Source organism: Pseudonocardia xishanensis (assembly GCF_039541715.1).
In the GTDB taxonomy this organism is placed as follows: Bacteria; Actinomycetota; Actinomycetes; order Mycobacteriales; family Pseudonocardiaceae; genus Pseudonocardia; species Pseudonocardia xishanensis.
Map to the genome: position 1 here is coordinate 119,864 of NZ_BAABGT010000075.1, position 19,305 is coordinate 139,168.

17 protein-coding genes and 1 riboswitch are annotated in these 19,305 nt (G+C 75.0%); of the genes, 12 read left to right on the forward strand and 5 right to left on the reverse strand.

All coding sequences use genetic code 11. The features are described 5' to 3' along the window. Nucleotides 1-17 precede the first annotated feature (17 nt). Entirely contained in the window at nt 18-1,403 is a 1,386-nt protein-coding gene (locus ABD993_RS24160) for an aminotransferase class V-fold PLP-dependent enzyme (protein WP_345422774.1), read from the reverse strand. Between the two features lie 52 nt (nt 1,404-1,455). After that, a riboswitch (SAM riboswitch) is annotated at nt 1,456-1,569 on the reverse strand. A 464-nt stretch (nt 1,570-2,033) separates the two neighbouring features. Here ABD993_RS24160 and ABD993_RS36885 point away from each other — a divergent pair. From ABD993_RS36885 to ABD993_RS24190, 7 genes are all read left to right on the forward strand, one after another. Continuing rightward, the gene (locus tag ABD993_RS36885) at nt 2,034-2,120 is read left to right on the forward strand and encodes a putative leader peptide (RefSeq protein ID WP_425569134.1); all 87 of its coding nucleotides are present in this window, start codon (nt 2,034-2,036) and stop codon (nt 2,118-2,120) included. Between the two features lie 212 nt (nt 2,121-2,332). Beyond that, nucleotides 2,333-2,656 (forward strand): hypothetical protein, encoded by a 324-nt coding sequence (locus ABD993_RS24165; protein WP_345422777.1) that lies wholly within the window; start codon nt 2,333-2,335, stop codon nt 2,654-2,656. An 8-nt stretch (nt 2,657-2,664) separates the two neighbouring features. Then, entirely contained in the window at nt 2,665-4,473 is a 1,809-nt protein-coding gene (locus tag ABD993_RS24170; protein WP_345422780.1) for a hypothetical protein, read from the forward strand. A gap of 7 nt (nt 4,474-4,480) precedes the next feature. Further along, a complete protein-coding gene (locus ABD993_RS24175; RefSeq protein ID WP_345422782.1) occupies nt 4,481-6,676 on the forward strand; it encodes a hypothetical protein in 2,196 nt (731 codons plus the stop codon). Nucleotides 6,677-6,701: 25 nt separating this feature from the next. Continuing rightward, on the forward strand, nt 6,702-7,964 hold the full coding sequence (locus ABD993_RS24180) for a YeeE/YedE family protein (protein ID WP_345422784.1): 1,263 nt from the start codon (nt 6,702-6,704) through the stop codon (nt 7,962-7,964). Nucleotides 7,965-7,987: 23 nt separating this feature from the next. Then, nucleotides 7,988-8,221, forward strand: coding sequence for a hypothetical protein (locus ABD993_RS24185; RefSeq protein WP_345422787.1), 234 nt, complete (start codon nt 7,988-7,990; stop codon nt 8,219-8,221). 187 nt (nt 8,222-8,408) lie between these two features. After that, on the forward strand, nt 8,409-9,392 hold the full coding sequence (locus tag ABD993_RS24190) for an NAD(P)H-dependent flavin oxidoreductase (protein ID WP_345422790.1): 984 nt from the start codon (nt 8,409-8,411) through the stop codon (nt 9,390-9,392). Between the two features lie 40 nt (nt 9,393-9,432). Here ABD993_RS24190 and ABD993_RS24195 read toward each other — a convergent pair whose 3' ends face one another. Further along, entirely contained in the window at nt 9,433-10,527 is a 1,095-nt protein-coding gene (locus ABD993_RS24195; protein ID WP_345422793.1) for an MBL fold metallo-hydrolase, read from the reverse strand. A 176-nt stretch (nt 10,528-10,703) separates the two neighbouring features. Here ABD993_RS24195 and ABD993_RS24200 point away from each other — a divergent pair, with 176 nt between their 5' ends. Together ABD993_RS24200 and ABD993_RS24205 are read left to right on the forward strand one after the other, a co-directional pair. Next, nucleotides 10,704-11,186 (forward strand): MarR family winged helix-turn-helix transcriptional regulator, encoded by a 483-nt coding sequence (locus tag ABD993_RS24200; protein WP_345422796.1) that lies wholly within the window; start codon nt 10,704-10,706, stop codon nt 11,184-11,186. Nucleotides 11,187-11,218: 32 nt separating this feature from the next. After that, complete coding sequence (locus ABD993_RS24205) at nt 11,219-13,747, forward strand: MFS transporter (protein ID WP_345422799.1); 2,529 nt, start codon at nt 11,219-11,221, stop codon at nt 13,745-13,747. Nucleotides 13,748-13,816: 69 nt separating this feature from the next. Here the strand turns inward: ABD993_RS24205 and ABD993_RS24210 are convergent, their stop codons facing one another. Beyond that, a complete protein-coding gene (locus ABD993_RS24210) occupies nt 13,817-14,239 on the reverse strand; it encodes an organic hydroperoxide resistance protein (RefSeq protein WP_345422802.1) in 423 nt (140 codons plus the stop codon). Between the two features lie 98 nt (nt 14,240-14,337). Between ABD993_RS24210 and ABD993_RS24215 the strand changes: the two genes are divergently transcribed. After that, complete coding sequence (locus ABD993_RS24215) at nt 14,338-14,886, forward strand: TetR/AcrR family transcriptional regulator (protein ID WP_345422805.1); 549 nt, start codon at nt 14,338-14,340, stop codon at nt 14,884-14,886. 22 nt (nt 14,887-14,908) lie between these two features. Here the strand turns inward: ABD993_RS24215 and ABD993_RS24220 are convergent, their stop codons facing one another. Continuing rightward, on the reverse strand, nt 14,909-16,321 hold the full coding sequence (locus ABD993_RS24220; protein WP_345422808.1) for an amidohydrolase family protein: 1,413 nt from the start codon (nt 16,319-16,321) through the stop codon (nt 14,909-14,911). 103 nt (nt 16,322-16,424) lie between these two features. Continuing rightward, nucleotides 16,425-17,681, reverse strand: coding sequence for a CoA transferase (locus tag ABD993_RS24225; RefSeq protein ID WP_345422811.1), 1,257 nt, complete (start codon nt 17,679-17,681; stop codon nt 16,425-16,427). A gap of 174 nt (nt 17,682-17,855) precedes the next feature. Between ABD993_RS24225 and ABD993_RS24230 the strand changes: the two genes are divergently transcribed. After that, entirely contained in the window at nt 17,856-18,890 is a 1,035-nt protein-coding gene (locus ABD993_RS24230) for an enoyl-CoA hydratase/isomerase family protein (protein WP_345422813.1), read from the forward strand. Continuing rightward, on the forward strand, nt 18,887-19,288 hold the full coding sequence (locus ABD993_RS24235; RefSeq protein ID WP_345422816.1) for a DUF5709 domain-containing protein: 402 nt from the start codon (nt 18,887-18,889) through the stop codon (nt 19,286-19,288). The genes ABD993_RS24230 and ABD993_RS24235 overlap by 4 nt, the downstream gene beginning before the upstream one ends. The last annotated feature ends 17 nt before the right edge of the window (nt 19,289-19,305 follow it).

The following is a 19,305-nucleotide window of genomic DNA, read 5'->3' on the forward strand; positions in this document are numbered from 1 at the left end:
ACGCGGGCGACGACTGCTCAGTGGCCGCAGCCCGCGGTGCCGCCCGCGGTGGCGCCGACGCCGAACGGGTCCAGGTCGCGGGTGTCCGCGAGCGGGACCCAGCGGCCGTCGACCTCGTGGTAGTCCGCGGCCGGGCCCCGCTGCGCGATCTCGCGCACCGCCGCGACCAGCCGGTCGACGTCCGAGGCGGTGGTGTTCAGCCCCAGGCTCACCCGCACGGCGTCCGCTCCGCCCGCCAGCCGGGTGAGCAGCGGGTGGGCGCAGAACCGACCGTCCCGGACCCCGATGCCGTGCTCGGCGGACAGCGCCGCGGCGACGAGGCCCGCGGGGATGTCGGTGACGACGAAGGAGACCACGCCCACCCGGTCCTCCGTCCGGTCCCAGATCCGCAGCGGGGTCACCTCGGCGATCCCGGCCAGGCCCGCGTCCAGCCGCGCCACCAGCGCGCGCTCGTGCGCGGGGACCTCGGTGTCGATCGCGGCGTCCAGCGTGCGGCAGGCCGCGGCGAGCGCGGCGGCGCCCAGCACGTTCGGGGTGCCCGCCTCGTGGCGGTGCGGCGCGGGGGCCCAGCTGACCTCCGCCGCGCCGCCCTCGACCCCGACCGCGCGGACGGCGCCGCCGCCCGCCAGGTACGGGGCGGCCACGTCCAGCCAGTCCCGACGCCCGACGAGCGCGCCGGTCCCGTAGGGCGCGTAGAGCTTGTGCCCGGAGAGCACCACGTAGTCGACGCCCCGGGCCGCGATGTCCACCCGGCGGTGCGGGGCGAGCTGCGCGGCGTCGAGCACCACCCGGCACCCGGCGGCGTGCGCGAGCGCGACGATCTCGGTGATCGGCGGGATCTCCCCGGTCACGTTGGACGCGCCGGTGATCGCCAGCAGCGCGGTCGGCCGCTGGGCCAGGGCGTCCGCCAGCCGGTCCAGCGTCTCGCCGAGGGTGTCCGCCGCGCACACCACGCGGTGGTCGCCGCGCCAGGCCAGCAGCGTGGCGTGGTGCTCGACGTCCAGGCACAGCGTCGATCCGGGCACGGCACTCGCGAGCAGGTTGAGCGCGTCCGTGGTGTTGCGGGTGAACACCGTGACGTCGTCCGCCCGCGCCCCGACGAACCGGGCGACGGTCCCGCGCGCGGCCTCCAGCACCGAGGTGCAGACCTGGCTGGCGTACCCGGCGCCGCGGTGCACGCTGGAGTAGTAGGGGAGCAGCTCGGCGACGTGGTCCGCCACCGCCTGCAGGGCCGGGGCGCTCGCGGCGAGGTCGAGGTTCGCGTAGGGGACGGTGCGGCCGTCGAGCAGCGGGACCGGCAGTCCCGTGCCGACGAGTGCGGGGAGCGCGACGGCGGTGCGCGGGGCGGGCACGGCGGCGTCGATCTCCGCGGTGGCACAGGGGGCGAGGGCGGTGTGGGACATGGCGATCCTCCCGGATCCGGTGAGGACCCGGCTCGGCTCACTCACCGACGCGGGTCCGCGCTTGCCGTCCGCGGGTTCGCGGCGGCCGGGTCGTCACCCGGAGCACCCCACCGCGGAGGAGGGTTGCCGACCAGCGAGCCGGGGCTTGACGCTGGCACTCATGACCTGCCGTCGACGGTAGGCAGTCGCGCCGTCGGCGGTCAAGTGTGATCCGACGCATAGCCGAATGACCGGACATTGACGCCGGGGTCCTCTCAGAACGGCACCGAATTGTCTGCCGATGCGGGTGTGGGTCGGATTAACGGCAGATTTCGTCGACCATTCGCGGATTCGGGCACAATGGGTGATCATCTCTGCGGTAGGGGGTGCACCGTGTGGGGTGTCCGGCCCGGCGAAGCCCAGGTGGCGGCGTGATCCGTGAGCGGTTCCCGGCGGGGGCGACACGATGGGGTGAACAACGGGGCGGTGGCCGCCGCAGGCCCCGCACCGTGCGTCGCCCCCGTTCGGACCCCGGAATGCGTGGCCCCGGTCACGATTCCGGGCAATTCCGCCGTCCCACTCCGACCGGACAAACACCGACGCCGGGGGTGGCCGCCGCCATTGCTCCGTACGGGTGGCACAGTTCCCGGCATGCGCCTCTCCCGGACGTTCGCGTGTCGACGCCATGTCGACCTGCGACGCGTGGCGAGCGCGCTGTGTAGCGCGACGGTGAGCTGAGGCCGGGGTCCCCCGGACCCGCCTCCCCTCCTCTCGCTCCGGCGCCCGTCACCCCCTGAACGCACCGCCTCCACGGCGGTGTCGGCGGCGCGCCCAGGCTCGGGCCCGACCACGGTCCCGCCCCGTCCCACCGGGCTCCCCGCTCCACACAGGACACCGGCGGCGGCTGGTCCCGCCGAGCCGTCCCGCTCCCCGGAGAAGAAAGGACACCCGTGTCCCGTCACAGACGCCGACCCACCCGGTCGGCCACCCGGCTCGTCGGGTCCGCGGCCCTCGCAGGCGCGGCCCTGGCGACGTTCGCGGGCGGTACCGCGAACGCGGCCACGCCCGACCTCGTGCCCGACCTCGCGCCGGTGCTCACCGCACCGACCGGGCCCGAGCCCGCGCCGGCCCCGACCGCGCCCTACGTCGAGCCCAGCGCCACGGCGTTCGACGACCCGATCAACCAGCACCTCGACGACGCGCCCGCGGGCGTGCCGGTCGCGGGCCTGATCAAGTCGGTCGCGGGCGCGCCCACCCGGCTGCTCCCGAGCTGAGGCCGGGCATGCGCACAGCGAGGAAGGTCCTGCTCGGCCTGCTGGCGGTGGGTGTGGTCGCCGGGGTCACGACGATCCCCAGCGGCGACGCCTACGCGGACGTGCAGAAGGTCCGGTCCGAGGTCGAGGGCGCCGACGGCAAGGACTACTGGGTCGAGAACAACCTCGACAAGGCGGCCGAGGCCGCGGGCGAGCGGCCCGAGTACATGGTCGTGTGGGCCGGTGACGAGAACATCGCCGACACCGTGGTCCCGGACGTCAAGAACCTCCCCGGTTCCCTGGCGAACCCGGTCGACGAGGTCCGCGACGCCCTGCCGGGCCCGGACTTCATGGCGGTCGTCGACGTCACCAAGGGCTCGCCCAGCTATGGCAAGGTCGTCAACACGGCCACCGTGGGCCCGCTCGTCGAGAACGAGCCGCACCACATGCAGTACTCGTGGCGCAAGGGCGACAAGATCTACGCGGGTGGCCTGTACTCCGCCGCCACCTACGTCTTCGACGTGTCCGCGCTGCCGGAGCTGAAGCTCTCCGGCATTAGCCTCCCCAGCCAAACCCTCTGCGGGTCGGTGCCGGACGCGTACTGGGTTCTGAACGATGGAACGGCGTACGGGACGTACATGGGTGGACCGGTCGTGCCGGGCCCCTGCACGTACTCCCACGGCGAGGTCCGCACCGGCAACGGGTTCGCGGGCACGCCGGGTGAGGTCGTCCGGTTCGGTCCCGACGGGCGGAAGCTCGTCGAGGCCCCGGCCGCGACCACCACGCCGGAGGACCCGACGCAGTGCCTGACCATGCCGGCGCTCGGGCAGCCCAGCTGCGCCAACCCGCACGGCATCCAGGTCCGCGAGGACCTGGACACCATGGTCACGAGCGACTACGCCGAGCCGCGGTCGATCATCCTCGACCCGGTCAAGGCGCCGTCGCCGTACCTGCGTCGACCGACGGTCCGGACCTGGGACATCTCCGACCTGAACAACCCCAGGGTCAAGTCGGTGTCCTACCTGCCGACCGGTCCGCGCTCCGACGGTCGGGACCCGCTGCACAACGAGAACCGTGCCGCGATGGAGACGACGGTCACCAACCTGCCCGGGCACAAGGGTGCGTTCGCCCAGACCATGCAGGGTGGCGCGCTGTTCTACACGCCGGACATCACGGTCCCGGAGCCGGAGTGGAAGGAGATCTACGACCTCTCCGCCGCGGTGAAGGAACTCGACCCGAAGGCAGGCGACAACGGCGGTCCGTCGTCCAACGGTGGGTGGCTGCAGACCAGCCCGGACGACACGACGCTCTACCACGCGATCATCGGTCGCAAGCCGGGCGCGCTCGGGGCGGACGACCCCGGCACCGCCGGTGGCGTGATCGCGCTGGACATCGAGAAGCTGGTCGAGGCGGGCGACGACGCGCGGTGCTCGATCGACACCGAGGCCGAGATCGCGGGCGAGGGTGCCGAGTCCGACTGCCCGACGCTCAAGGGCCACCAGACGATCAACCCCGGCAAGGTCGCAGGCGGTCCGCACTGGGGTGCCCTGGACAACCTCGAGCTCGGTGCGGACGGCTTCTACCACCAGACCGATCAGCCCGAGCGCCTCGCGACCGCGAACTACTTCGTGGCCCGCACCGGCACGGACGGCGACCACAGGGTCTGCCTCGTGGATATCGCGAAGGACGGGTCCCTGGCCCTCGACGAGGACTTCAAGGACGAGGTCACGGGTGACACCTGCATCTCGTTCAACCGGGAGAGCTGGCCGCACGGCTCCTTCGGCAACGCGAAGCCCCACTCGATGCTGTTCGTCACGAACGATGCCGACATCAAGTAGGCGTCTCGTGGTCGTGCTCCCGCTCGCCCCGCTCCTCGCGGTGGCGGGCGGGGGCACGGCCTCGGCTGCCGACACCGCCTCTCCGACCAGCGCCGCCCGTGCGGCGGCGGCGTTGGGGGAGCAGGCGGGCGCGTTCGCGGTGGGCCTGCGGGTCGCACTGCTGGTCGGGACGGCGCTGGTCGCGGGCATCGCGCTCGTGTCCGCCGTGCTGTCGGTGCGAGGTCCCCGACCGGCGGGGAAGCCCGGTCGTGGGCTCACGGTGACGGTCCGGGTGGCGGCGGGCGTCGTGGCCGTCGCCGCCGAGACCGTGCACCTCACCGGGGACGTGTCGGTCCTCGGCACGGTGTCGCAGGTGGTGGCGGCGCTCGCGGCCGCGGCGCTGGTCGGGACCCGCTGGGCCGCCCTCCCCGGGGTGGCGCTGGCGGGCCTGCTGGCGGTGCAGCTCGGCTCGACCCGCACCGGGCTCCCGTTCGTCCTGGACGCGGCCTACGCGGTCGGCGCGATCCTGCTGGTGGGCGCGGCGGCCACGGCGGCCACCACCCCCGCGAGTCGCCCTCCGACGGTGCGTGTCGCCACGTCCCGGACGGCGACCCGCGCGAACGCCGAGGCACCGACGGTGTCGTTCGCGGCGGTGCCGGGGGAGTCCGTCCGGCGCGGGGGGCCCCGGCTCGGCGCGGTCGCGATCGCGGGCGGGCTCCTGGCGACGGTCGCCGGTCTGGCCCAGCTGGTGCTCAGCGGGCCCGAGACGAGCCACGACCTGCTCGGCAGCCCCTACGGCCTCGCGTCGCTGGCCGCGGTGGTGCTGGCTGCGCTCGCCGTCGTCGGGGTGGGGATCGTCGTCGTCGTCGTCGTGGTGCGTGCGGGCACGTTTCGTGCTCGTAGTGCTGTCCCGACCGCGCTCACCGCACCCGACCGGCGATCTTCCCGCGCTGAGGGCACGAAACGTGCAGGGGCGGTGCCCTCCCGCGGGAGTGAGGTCCTCCGGATCTCCGCTGTGCTCGGGAGCGTCGGGGTGGCGGCGACGGGAGTGCTCGCCGCGCTGCCGCCGCCGGGGCCCGCGCCCGTCCCGGGGCAGCCGCTGCTGCGGACCGTGGCGAGCGGGGGAGAGACCCTCGCCGTGCTCGTGGCGCCGATGCGGCCTGGGCCGAACCTGGTGCACGTCTCCGGCACCTATCCGGCGCAGGGCGCGGCCGTCTCGGCGGCCGCCCCCGCGGCGCACCACCCGACCACCCCGACGGCGACGGCGACGGCGACGGCGACGGTCGCCGCCGGGGACACCCCGCCCGTCCCGATCACGGCGCGGGACGGCGCCGGGGGCGGCTGGGCCGTCGTCGACCTGCCCGCGGGGACGGGCGTGCTGACGGTCTCCGTCGGCACCGGGTCGGCGACGGTCCCGGTCGACACGGGCTCCGCCGACGCCACGCCCGTCCTCGCGACCCCGGCCGACACGGGCGGCGCGGCCGCGGCGCGCCCCCGTGCGGCCGTCGGCACCACCCTGGCCGGGGCGGACGGGCCCGAGTGCGCGTCGGCGCTGCTCGGGGACCTGGCCGGACAGCGGGCGGCCACGACGGCGACCGAGGTGACCGGCTGCCCGTCGGACGCGCTGTCCGCGGCCGACGCCGATGCGCTGCGGGCCACCGTCCGCAGCATCACCGAGCGCGGCGTCGACACGATCCGGCTGGTCTCCGACGACTCGCCGCGGTCCGTGGCGGCGGCGGAGCTGGTGCGGGAGACCGTCCCGGACGCCGAGATCACCGACCGGGTGGGCCAGGACTCGGCGTTGCTCGTGGTGTCCGGCTGGGCCCCGGCCCGCAGGACGCTCGACGACGCCTCCGCCCGTGCGCTGGAGACCCCGACCCACCTCGGCGGGACGTACCTGGCGCCCTGGCTGCTGACCCCCGGCGTGGTGACGGCGACGGCCTCCTCGGTCCTGCCGCTCACCTTCGACCCGCAGGACACCCCGCCCCGCCGGTACGCGGGCGCCGTCGCCGCGTCCTTCCCGGGGGAGACGCCGTCCACGGCCGGTTACCTCGCCTGGGCCCGGCACGGGGGCGTGCGGCCCGCCGAGCGCCCGACGCTGTTCGGGGCCGCGCCCGTCGACGTCCCGATGACCAGTACCGGCGAGCACCACACAGGCGTCCCCAACCCGGCCTCCTGGTTCCCCGGCGGGACCGTCGTCCCGGTCTCCGCCCCGCTCCCCTGAACACCGCCTCCCGAGGAGAAGACACATGTCCGTGCTCACGGCCCCCCTGAAGGGGGTCCTCGACACCGAACGCGCCGCGTTCGGCCCTCTCGACCGCAAGGCCCCACCGACCCAGCCGGCCCCGACGGCCGTCGCGGTCCTGCTCGCCGCGTTGTTCCTCTGGGGTGTGTCCCGGGTGGCCCCCGCGACGATGGTCGTCACCGGAGCGCTGGGCCTCGCGCTGGGGTTCACGCTGTTCCATTCCCGCTTCGGGTTCACCTCGGGGTGGCGGCAGCTGGTCGCCGTCGGGCAGGGCGCGGCCATCCGGGCGCACATGGTGATGCTCGGCGTGGCGACCGTCCTGTTCGCCGTGATCCTCGCGACGGGGGTCGGGCTGTCCGGCGACCCGAGGGGCTACGTCAACCCCATCGGCATCAGCCTGGTCGTCGGCGCCTTCCTGTTCGGCGTCGGCATGCAGATCGGCGGCTCGTGCGCCTCCGGCACGCTGTTCGCCGTCGGTAGCGGACAGTCGGCGATCGTGCTGACGCTCCTCGGGTTCGTCGTGGGCTCGGTCTTCGCGGCATTGACCTTCCCGTTCTGGACGAACGTCGTCCCGCAGGGCGTCCCCGTCGACCTCCGCGCGGTGTTCGGCACCCCCGGTGCGCTCGCGCTGTCCCTGCTGGTCATGGTGGGCATCGCCGCGCTGACCTACGTCGTCGCGCGGCGCCGCACCCCGCCGCCCGTCGAGCGTCCGCCGTCGGCCCGGGGGATCGCCCGGACCCTGCGCGGCTCGTGGCCCATGTGGGTCGGGGCCATCGTGCTCGCGGTGCTCAACGCGGCGGTGCTGGTCGTCTCCGGCCAGCCCTGGGGCGTGACGAGCGCGTTCGGCCTCTGGGGCGCCAAGGTGCTGCAATGGTTCGGGGCCGAGCCGCAGACGTGGGCCTTCTGGCAGGTGCCCGCCAACGCGAAGTCACTGGCGGGGCCCGTGCTCGCCGACCGCATCTCGGTGCTCGACATCGGGATCATGATCGGGGCGCTGTTCGCCTCGGGCGTCGGCGGCGCCTTCCTGCTGCACAAGCGGATCCCGTGGCGGATCGCGGCCGGGGCCGTGGTCGGCGGGATCCTCATGGGGTACGGCGCGCGGCTCGCGGGCGGCTGCAACATCGGCGCGTACTTCTCCGGGATCGCCTCGTTCAGCCTGCACGGCTGGATCTGGGGTGTGGTCGCGCTGGCCGGGACGTGGGTCGGGCTGCGGCTGCGGCCGCTGTTCGGACACACGAACCCCAAGCCGGTCGACTCGCTGTGCTGACCACACGAACGAAGGGACACACCATGATCCGTACCACCGCCACCGTGCTCGGGGGCGTCGCGCTCACCGTGCTCGGCGCAGGCGTCGCGTCCGCCGCGCCGCTGGTCGCCGAGCCGCCGACGGCCCCGGCCGAGACCCCCGTCGCCGGGAACCCGGTCCGGGTGCTCGACCACGCCCCGGTTCCGATCGAGGACCCGACCTTCGGCGTCTTCGACGTGCAGGCCCCGGTCCACGGGGCGCTCGGCGGGGTCCACTGAGCCGATCCCGACGTGGGCGGGGGGAGGGGGCACCCACCCCCCGCCCACCCGCGGGGAGTGACGAGCGTCGGATTGACTCATGGTCGAACGGCGGGGCAGCATCGGACGAGGCCTGTAATTGATCGTTCGTTCAGTGACGTCGCGCGTCGAGGCGCAGCCGCCGTCCCTGACGGGGAGTGGAGCACGGATGCGGACGCGATTCACGGAGCTGTTCGGGGTCGAGCACCCCATCGCCCAGGGTGGGATGCAGTGGGTGGGGCGCGCCCCGCTCGTCGCGGCGGTCGCGAACGCGGGCGCACTCGGGTTCATCACGGCCCTGACCCAGCCGACGCCGGAGGACCTCCGCGCGGAGATCCGGCGCGCCCGCGAGCTCACCGACAAGCCCTTCGGCGTGAACCTCACGATCCTCCCGGCGATCACGCCGCCGCCCTATGCGGAGTACCGCCAGGTCATCATCGACGAGGGCGTGCCCTTCGTGGAGACGGCGGGCGCGAACCCGGTGGAGCACCTGGAGCACTTCCACTCCGCGGGCATCAAGGTCATCCACAAGTGCACGTCGGTCCGGCACGGGCTCAAGGCCCAGCGGCTCGGCGTCGACGCGCTGTCGATCGACGGCTTCGAGTGCGCCGGGCACCCCGGCGAGGACGACGTGCCCGGGCTGATCCTGCTGCCCGCCGCGGCGGACGCCATCGAGATCCCGTTCATCGCCTCCGGCGGGTTCGGGGACGGGCGCGGTCTCGTCGCCGCGCTGGCCCTCGGCGCGGACGGCATCAACATGGGCACGCGGTTCATGGCGACCGTGGAGTCCGGCATCCACCAGAACGTCAAGGACCGGCTGGTCGAGGCGTCCGAGCGGGACACCCAGCTGATCTTCCGCCAGTTGCGCAACACCGCCCGCGTGGCCGACAACGCGGTCTCCCGCGAGGTCGTGGAGAAGCTGAACAACGGTGCGCAGTTCGAGGACATCCGCGACCTCGTCGCCGGGGCGCGCGGGGTCAAGGTCTACGAGACCGGCGACCTGGACCACGGCATCTGGTCGGCCGGGATGGTGCAGACCCTGATCCGGGACATCCCGACGTGCGCCGAGCTCGTCTCGCGGATCGTGCGGGACGCCGAGGAGATCATCACCTCGCGGCTCGCGGACATCATCGGCACCCCCGCCACCGTCTGACGGGTCCCCGACGGCGGCGCCCCCGCGGGGGTGCCGCCGCTCAGGCGACGGCGCGGCGGGGCAGCCGCACCCGGACCGTCTCGTCCGGGACCGCGCCACCCCAGACCGGGTCGCCGTCGCAGACGAGCTCGCCCCGGTCCACCAGGTAGCGCACGTGGGACGCGGTCTCGGCCAGTGCGCCGATCCGCATCCGGCCCACCTCCGCCCACGGCCGCGACCAGGTCAGCCGGGCCGTGACCTCCCAGACGGTGGGCTCGCCCGCCTCCCGCACGATCGCCAGCAACTCGTGGCAGCGCTCGGCGTGGTGGGCCTGCAGGGCCCGCGCCCGGTCGGCCAGCCCGCGGAAGCGGTACTCGTGGGCGGGCAGCGCGGTCAGCCCGGCGTGCTCCTCGTCGGTGCGGGCGATCTTGTCCAGCGAGTCCAGGAAGGACTCCAGCGCGGGGTCGTCGCTGCCCGGGGTCATCCCGATGTTCGGGGTGATCCGGGGGAGGACGTGGTCCCCGGTGAGCATGACCCGCGCCTCCGCCTCGAGCAGGCAGAGGTGGCCCGGGGTGTGCCCCGGCGTCCACACCGCCCGCACGGTGCGGCCACGCAGCGGCAGCGCGTCGCCGTCCTCCAGCAGGACGTCCGGGTGGGCCATCGACTCGAAGTCCGGCCGGGGCCCGCCGGGGCCCACGAGCTCGCCGACCTCCTCCTCGGAGGCCCCGCAGCCGCACAGCCAGCCCGCCATCGCACCGCGGTGGTGCTGGGCCGCGCCCCGCGCGGGCAGGGTGGCCGCCTCGGCGGGGTGCATCCCGATCCACGCCCCGGACCGCGCGGCGAGCCGGGCGGACAGGCCGTGGTGGTCCGGGTGGACGTGCGTGGCGACGATCCCGACGACGTCCTCGGCCCGGGCCCCCGCGGCGGCCAGTCCGGCCTCCAGGGCGGCCCAGCCCTCGTCGGTGTCCCAGCCGGGATCGACGACGACCAGTCCGTCGTCTCCGGGGATGAGGTAGCTGAGGGTGTAGCGCAGCGGGTTGTCCGGGATGGGCACCGGCACGGACCACATCCCGGCGGCGAGCCGCTCGACGGGCGGGTTCACCCGCGCGACCCAGGCGCGCTGCTGCGCGGTCCCGACCACCTCGACCCCGGTCATCGAGCCCCCTCCACTGAACGTCCGTTCAAACTCTCTGACCGTAACCGGCGGGCGCGGTGTCGGCGGAGTGAGTCCCGTCTCGTCGCGGGTCAGGCCTTCGGGTGATCGTCCGCACTCCAGTTGCATGCCGCAAGCATCGATGTTTAGTGTGCTTGTAGCAACCAAAGGAGAAGGTCGTGATCAGCACGTCCACCGCTGCCGACGTGGTCTCGGTGATCCGCGAGCTCGTAGCGCTCGGTCGCTCGGTGCGGCAGCCCGGGGAGGTCGCCGAGACGGGCGGCCCCTGCACCCTGCAGGCCGGTCAGGCGGCCGTGCTCGGGCTGCTCCTCGAGCACGGCGAGCTGCGGATCGGTGGCCTGGCCACGGCGATGGAGCTGGACGCCTCGGTGATCAGCAGGCGGGTCGCGCTGCTGGAGGAGTCCGACCTGGTGGTCCGCCGCGCCGATCCCGAGGACCGGCGGGCGCAGCTCGTCGGGATCACCGAACGGGGCTCGGCGGCGCTGCGCCACTACCGCGCCGCGCGGGCGGACGAGGTCGCCGCCGCGCTGCTGCACCGTGAGGACGCCGAGGTCGCCCGGATCGTCGCCGACCTGCGCGGCCTGCTGGCCGACCTGAACCGCACGTCGACCGCCGGTCGGCATCGCACCGCCGTCGGCTGACGACGCCACCCGAGATCGAGGAAGAGACTCCCGTGTCCACCACCCAGGCCGCACCGGTCGCCCCGGTCAACGCCCAGGACAGCGGCATCATGACGCAACGCCAGGTCGTCCAGGCACTCGCGGGCATGCTGCTCGCGATGTTCACGGCGTTCCTGTCCGCGACCATCGTGTCCAACGCACTGCCCACGATCATCACCGACCTGCACGGCTCGCAGAGCCAGTACACCTGGGTCGTCACGGCGACCCTGCTGGCGTCCACGGCGAGCACCCCGATCTGGGGCAAGCTGTCGGACCTGTTCTCCAAGAAGCTGCTGGTGCAGCTGGCCATCGTGCTCTACATCGGTGGCTCGATCCTGGCCGGCTTCTCGCAGTCGGTCGAGACCCTCATCGTCTGGCGCGCGGTCCAGGGCCTCGGCCTCGGCGCGCTGCAGTCGCTGGTCATCATCGTGATGGCGGCGATGATCAGCCCCCGCGACCGCGGCCGCTACACCGGCCCGATCGCCGCGGTGATGTCGCTGGCCACGGTGGCCGGGCCGCTGATCGGCGGCGTGATCGTGGACAGCTCGCTCGGCTGGCGGTGGTGTTTCTGGGTGGGCGCGCCCGTCGCCGTCGTCGCGCTGGTCGTGGTGCAGCGGACGCTGAACCTCCCGGTCGTCAAGCGCACGGTGACGATCGACTACCTGGGTGCGGCCCTGATCGCGGGCGGCGTCTGCGACCTGCTGATCTGGGTCACGCTGGCGGGCGACGACTTCGCCTGGAACTCGGGCCCCTCGTGGCTGCTGCTCGGCATCGGCGTGGTCCTGCTGGGCCTGGCCGTGCTCGTCGAGTCCAGGGCGGCCGAGCCGATCGTCCCGCTGTACCTGTTCAAGGACCGCACCACCGCGCTGGCCACGGTCGCCGGCATCGGCGTCGGCGTCGCGATGTTCGGCGGCGCGGTGTTCCTGGGGCAGTACTTCCAGATCGCCCGCGGCTACTCGCCCACGGCATCCGGCCTGCTCACCCTGCCGATGATCCTGGGCTCGACGCTCTCGGCCACGCTGTCCGGGCAGCTCATCAGCAGGCTGGGCAGGTGGAAGGTCTTCCTCGTCTCCGGCGCGGTGCTGATGGTCGTCGGGTTCGGGTTGCTGGGCACGATCGACCACACCACGGACATGGTCCTGGTCGGCGGCTACCTGGCCGTCCTCGGCATCGGCATGGGCATGATCATGCAGAACCTGGTGCTCGCCGTGCAGAACACGGTGAAGCCCTCGGACCTGGGCTCCGCGTCCTCGACCGTCACGTTCTTCCGGTCGCTGGGCGGCACCGTCGGCGTCTCCGTGCTGGGCGCGGTGCTGGCCTCGCAGGTCGCCACGCGCACCACGGACGGCCTCGCCGCCGCCGGGGTCGCGGTGCCCGCGGGCGGCTCCGGGGACGTCAGCATCGCCTCGCTCAACGACCTGCCGCCCGCCCTGGGCGACATCGTCCGGGCCGCGTACGGCGACGGCACCGCCACGATCTTCCTGGTCGCGGGTGCCCTCGCGGTGATCTCCGCGATCGCCATCGCCTTCATCAAGGAGGTGCCGCTGCGCACGCTCAGCGGCATCCAGCAGCAGCAGGCGGACCAGGACCGCGCCTCGGCGGACACCGCCGAGGTCGCCGAGACCGCGACCGCCGTCGACCACGTCGGCGAGCCCGCCTGGGAGCGGGGGCGGCACACGCAGCTCGAGCCCGCCCCGCGCGAGGCGGCGGACCCGGACGGCGTCGGCCCCGCCGTGTACGGCTTCGTCACCACGGCCTCGGGCGCCGGCATCGGCGGCGCGGTCGTCACCCTGACCGGGCCGCGCGGCGACCAGGTCGGCCGGGCGATCTCGCAGCAGGACGGCGGCTTCGAGTTCCACCTGCCCACCGGGGGCACGTACCTGCTGGTCGTGGCCTCGGGTGCGCTCACGCCGTCGGCCACCATGGTCGCGGTGGCGGACCGGCCGACCCGGCACGACGTCGCGCTCGGCGGGGGTGCCGAGATCGCGGGCACAGTCCTGCGCGAGCCCGGGGTGGCCGTCCCCGCCGTCACCGTCACGCTGATCGACGTCCGCGGGGACGTCGTCGGGGCGGCGAGTACGGACGCCGCGGGCCGCTACCGGATCGACGGCCTCGCCCCGGGGACGGTCACGCTCACGGCGGTGGGGGAGGGGGCCACCCCGGTCGCCACCACGGTCACGCTCACCGACGGCTCGCCGCTGCGGCACGACGTCCTCCTGCCGCACCGCGCGGAGCTGCGCGGCACGGTCACCGCGGAGGCCACCGGCCGGGCCGTCCCGGAGTCGGTCGCGACCCTGGTGGACGCGGCGGGTCGGGTCGTCGACTCGGTCACCACCGCGGCGGACGGGGCGTTCGCGTTCACGGACCTGCCCGCGGGCGACTACACGCTCACCGCGGTCGGCTACGCGCCGGACGTGCAGGTCGTGCGGGTGACCCCGGGCGGCACCACGGACGTGCGGATCGCGCTCGGCGTCTCGGGGGTGCGAGCGGACGCGGAGCCTGCCACCGGCCCCATCCGCGTCCAGCCCGTCGCCGGGGACTGACCCGGACACGGCGGAAGAAGGGCGCCCCCTTCCGCCGTGTCGGGATCGGGCTGGGGATCAGGCTGGGGATCAGGCGACGGTGGCCTCGAGGGTCACCGGGATGTTGCCGCGGGTGGCGTTCGAGTACGGGCAGACCTGGTGGGCGGCCTCGACGAGCGCGTCCGCGGTGGCCTGGTCGACGCCGGCCAGCTCGACGCTCAGCGCCACGGTGAGCGCGAAGCCGCCCGCGTCGTTCGGGCCGATGCCGACCTCGGCGGAGACCGACGAGTCGGTGATCGGGGCCTTCTGCTTGCCCGCGACCATCTTCAGCGCCGAGTGGAAGCACGCCGCGTACCCGGCCGCGAACAGCTCCTCCGGGTTCGTGGCGCCGCCCGCGCCCCCCATCTCCTTCGGGATGGCGAGGTCGAGGTCGACGAAGCCGTCCGACGAGCGGACGTGGCCGTTGCGGCCGTCCCCGGTGGATATGGCGGCGGCGGTGTAGACGGTGGACATCGAACCTCCAAGCAGAACGACCGTTCTTTCTTGTGGTCGACTCTGCCACGGTCCGCGCGCAGATGCAAGACCGATCGTTCTGTCTGTATCCTCGTGGCGTGTCCGCCACGCCCTCCGCCGCTCGGGAACGCCTGCTGCGCACCGCGTCCGCGCTGTTCTACGCCGAGGGAATCCGCGCGGTCGGGGTCGACCGGGTGATCAGCGAGGCGGGCGTCACCCGGGCGACCTTCTACCGGCACTTCCCGAGCAAGGACGACCTGGTGGTCGCCTACCTGCAGGCCGTGGACGCCGCCGTCCGGGAGGTCGCCGCGAGCGCGCCCGAGGGCGGGCCCCGGCTGCGCGCGGTCGTCGGGGAGATGGGCGAGCGACTGTGCACGGACGGCTTCCGGGGCTGCTCGTTCCTCAACGCGGCCGCGGAGTTCCCGGACCCGCAGAGCCCCGTGCACCGCGCCGTCGCCGCCCACCGGGCCTGGCTGACGGGGCTGTTCGTCCGGGAGCTGGAGCTGGTGGGACACCGTGACCCGGAGGCGGGCGCCGCGCACCTGATGATGCTGCGGGACGGCGCGATGGTCGCGGGCTACCTCGCCGACGCCCCCCGCGCCCGCACCACCCTGCGCCGGGGGTTGGACGAGATCCTGGCGGCGTAGGCGGGACACCGTAGGCGGGACACTAGGTGCGGAGCTCGCCCCCGATCCAGACAGCGCGGACCTGCTCGGCCGTCGGACGGCGGAGGGCCTCGGCGAGCGGGTCGTGGAGCAGGACCAGGTCCGCGGGCAGGCCGGGGGCGATCCGGCGCGGCGGCCCGCCGGGCTCCTCCGCGAGGTAGCGGTCCAGCGCCGCGCGGGCGGTGAGCCGCTCGGCCGGGCCCAGCGCGGCGCCGTCGGGGGTGGTGCGGGTGGTCGCCGCGGCGATCACCTCCCACGGGTCCACCGGCCCGTACGGTGCGTCCGACGACAGCGCCAGCGGCACCCCCGCCGCCACCAGGCTCGCGCAGCGGTAGAGGTCGCCGTGCTCGGCGGCCGGCGTCTCGCGCCGGAACAGGTCGCCGCGGTCGGTGAGGAAACCCGGCTGGGTCACCACGGCGGGCAGCTCGCCGACCAGCTCGGCGGGCACCACGGCGGCGTGCTCGATCCGGTCGCCGGTGCGGACCCCGGCCTCCCGCAGCGCCACCACCAGCAGCACCAACGACTCGCGGGTCACCGAGTGCACGGCGACGGACCGCCCGACCGCGTGGGCCTCGCGGATCCGGCCGACGAGCTCGTCGAGCGTCGGCAGGCCGGAGTCGGCGAGCACGATCTTGTACGGCCCCGCCACCGCGCCCGCGGGTGGCTCCGCCCCGAGCGGCACGCCGAGCAGCGTGAGCCGCTGCGGTACCGCGGTGAGGCTCGCGGCGGCCCCGGGTTCGAGGTCCGGGGTGGCGTCGGTGAGTGCGGTGAGCCCGAGTGCGGCGAGCTCGGCGCCGAGCGCGCTCAGGTCCGGTGGCGCGCTCGCGGGGAGTCGGCTGCGCAGCCAGTCGTCCGCCCGGAGGACGCGGCCCGTCGGTGTGCCGTCCGGGCCGCGTTCCACACCGGGATGGTCGGTCGGACCCACCGCGGCCAGCGCCTTCGCGTTGAGGACCCAGAGCGCGCCGCTGCGGTGCTGGATCCGGACCGGGCGGTCGGGGTGGAGCCGGTCGAGGGCGGCGGCGTCGAGGTCGTCCCCCGGGTAGCCGACGCCGCGGACCCATCCGTGCGCGTCCGCCTCCGCCGCCGCCAGCACCGCGGCCAGTGCGGCGTGGTCGGCGGGAGCGCGGACGGAGCGGCGGGCGGCGGCGAGGGCGTGGAGGTGTAGGTGGTGGTCGACGAGGCCGGGCAGCAGAGCGCCGCCGCCGCAGTCGACGACCTCGTCGGGCCCGGCCGGGCTGCCGGGTCGGTGTGCACCGCCGGATCCGGCTGCCCTGCCCGGCCCCGCCGGGCCGACCGAGGTGCTCGGTCGGAGGGACCGGTCGGGACCGGCCGCCTCCACGGCGACCACCCGCCCGTCGCGCACCCGCACGTCGACCCGGCGCCCGTCCACCTCGGCGTTCCGCAGCAGCAGGGTCATGATCGCTCGGGTCCGGCTGCGCGGCACGGGATCCGCGGGCGCGCGGGGCCGGACACGGGCCTCGGCTCCGCGGTATCGCGCTGTCGCCTACACCGGTGCGCGGTCACACGCGGATCCCCAGCTCGGCGAGCACCGCCGCGGTGTCCGCGCCCAGCTCCGGGCCCGGCGCGGGGACCGGGCGGTGACGGGGTGGGGGAGCGGTGTCGACCGGGCCGCCCGCGGTGCCGTCGAGGGTCGCGGCGACCACCGCGGTCATCGAGACGTCGTGCAGCTCACCGGGGCGGGTCGCCACCAGCGCGGCGGCGGTCAGGCCGGTCAGCGGATCGGCGATCGCGTCCCCGGCGAACACCGGGAGTCCGTCGTGGTCGACCGCGACGAGGCCCGCGCCCGCGGCCACGTCGTCACCGAAGCCGATCCGGTTCGACGCCCGCCCGGCCGCTGTGATCGAGATCCACGTCGCCCCGCGGGCGACGGCCTCCTCCGCGCTGAGCCCGAACCCCCGCAGCGCCCGCGGCCGCGAGGCCTCGATGACGACGTCCGCGGCCGCGACCAGCGAGGACAGCGCGGCCCGGTCGCGGGCGGGATCGAGCACCACGGACCGCTCCCCGGAGTGCAGGACGGCGTGGAACCGGGGCTCGCCGCGCCGAGCCCCGTCGGGTCGCTGCGGGGTCTCGACGGTGACGACCCGCGCCCCCGCGCGCGCGAGGAGGTGCGCGCACAGCGGTCCCGCCCACAGCGCCGCGAAGGACACGACCAGCCGTCCGCGGAGATCCAGTGGGTCGGCGGTCGCGAGGCCACCGGGCCACTCTCCCGCCGACTCGGACCCGGAGGTCGCCGCGCCGACGACGACCGACACGGGCCCCGGCCGCTCGGGGAGGCCCGCGATCGGCGTCCGGTCAGGAGCGGAGGTGGCGCTGCCCGCGGTGGGCCCCGTCGGCCCCGGTGAGAGGGGGACCGGGCACGCCCCCACCCCCAGCAGCTCCGCCCGCTCGGCGAGGTCGGCCCCTCGCATCGCGGCGAGGGCGTCGGTGAGCCGCGGCCAGGGATCGTCGTCCGGCAGAGGGTGCTCGACGACCGCGCCGAGCAGCGCGGGATCGTCCGGACGCGCGCACGAGACGGCGGCCCAGCCGTCCGCGAGGGGGAGGAGCCTGCACGCCCCTCCGACCGAGATCCGGCCCCGACGCCCCCACCCGGTCAGCGCCGCACGCTCGCCCAGCAGCGCGGCCCCGTCGACGTCGAACAGGGCGCCGAGCGCCGCCGCGACCGACGCCGCCCGACCCGGCGGGACCAGGGGCGGGCCGTCCGCGTGCCCGGTGAGCGCGACGACGCCGGAGGCCAGCCAGTCCGCCCGCGCACCCACCCCGCGACCCTACCGCCGCGCCGAGCGGTGCCCCGCCGCCGATGATCCACGGTTCGGGAGGGGAGGGGTCGTCTGGCGACCGCCCCGCTCCCGACGTGTGGATCACGGGCGGGGCACGGCACCGGTCGACGCGCGGTCGTCGGCCGGGGGTGATCTCCTAGGCTGAGGCTCACCATGACCGTGCCCGTCGTCGCGCCCGAGGCGCTCCTGGCCCCACCCCCGCTGCTCGACGGGGCGGGGCGGATCGTCGAGCCGTTGTGGGGCGTGGACCTCACCGCGGACGGTCCCGCGGAGATCCCCCCGAGCGACCGCATCCTGGTCGGCATCGGACCGCCCACCCCGCTCGCCCGCGCCCTCGACCTCACCCTGGTCCCCGCGGGCACCGAGACCGGGCCGGAGCAGGTCGGGGTGGCGGACCCCGAGGCCGAGCTCGCCCGCCTGCACGCCGCCGCGACGGCCGCCCCCCACGCGTCGACGGTCCTGGCCGGGTTGCTGCGCTGGTCCGGATCCCTCGACGTCCCCGCCGCCCTGGACGCCGAGTCCCTGGCCTACTCCACCCTGCTCGGCGGCCCCGAGTTCCGCGCCTGGCTGACCCGGCGCGGCCCGCGCCCCCTCCCACCCGCCGTGGACGATCCCGTGCTCGCCGTGCGCGAGGGCGATCTGCTCCACCTCACGCTGAACCGCCCGGAGCGCCGCAACGCCTACGGCAGGCAGCTGCGGGACGCCCTCGTCGCGCTGCTGGAGGTGGCCCGGCTCGACACCGACGTGCACGTGGTGCTCGACGGCGCGGGCCCGGCCTTCTGCGCGGGCGGTGACCTCGACGAGTTCGGCACCACCCCCGATCTCGTCACCGCGCACCTCGTCCGCACCCGGGCCGGGGCGGCACTGTCGGTGCACACGCTGCGCGACCGGATCGAGGTCCACCTGCACGGCGCGTGCGTGGGTGCGGGGATCGAGGTGCCCGCCTACGCGGGGCGGATCGTGGCGGCTCCCGACACGGTGCTACGGCTCCCGGAGGTCGCGATGGGCCTCATCCCGGGGGCGGGCGGGACGGTGAGCATCCCGCGCCGGATCGGGCGCCACCGCACGCTCTGGATGGCCCTGTCCGGCGCCGCCGTGAGCGCCGGCCGCGCGCTCGCCTGGGGGCTGGTCGACGAGGTGGGGCCGCCTGGCGCCCCCGACCCCGGCGGTGCCAGGCTGTCGGCATGAGCGACCCGGACAGCACCGACTCCGAGAGCGACCAGCTCGACTCCGAGGACACCCTGCTCGACGATCGTTTCGCCGACGTCCTCGACGAGGGCTACTCGCCGCCCGAGCGCGAGTGGGCCGCGGACGAGGACGCCGACCTGGACTCCCGGCTCGCCCGCGAGATCCCCGACGAGACCGTCGACGACCAGGACGCGGACTGGGAGTCCGACTCGGACGACACCGACGGCGAGCTGCTCGACGACCAGGTCGGCGACCGGCGCGCGGGCCGGCTCGTCGACGCCTCCCAGGGGGGCGTGTCGGATACCGACTCGGACGCGTGGGCGCGAGACGTGGGCATCGACGGCGCGGGCGCGTCGGCGGAGGAGGCGGCGGTCCACGTCGTCGACGACGAGGAGTAGGTCTCCGGGGCGGCGAC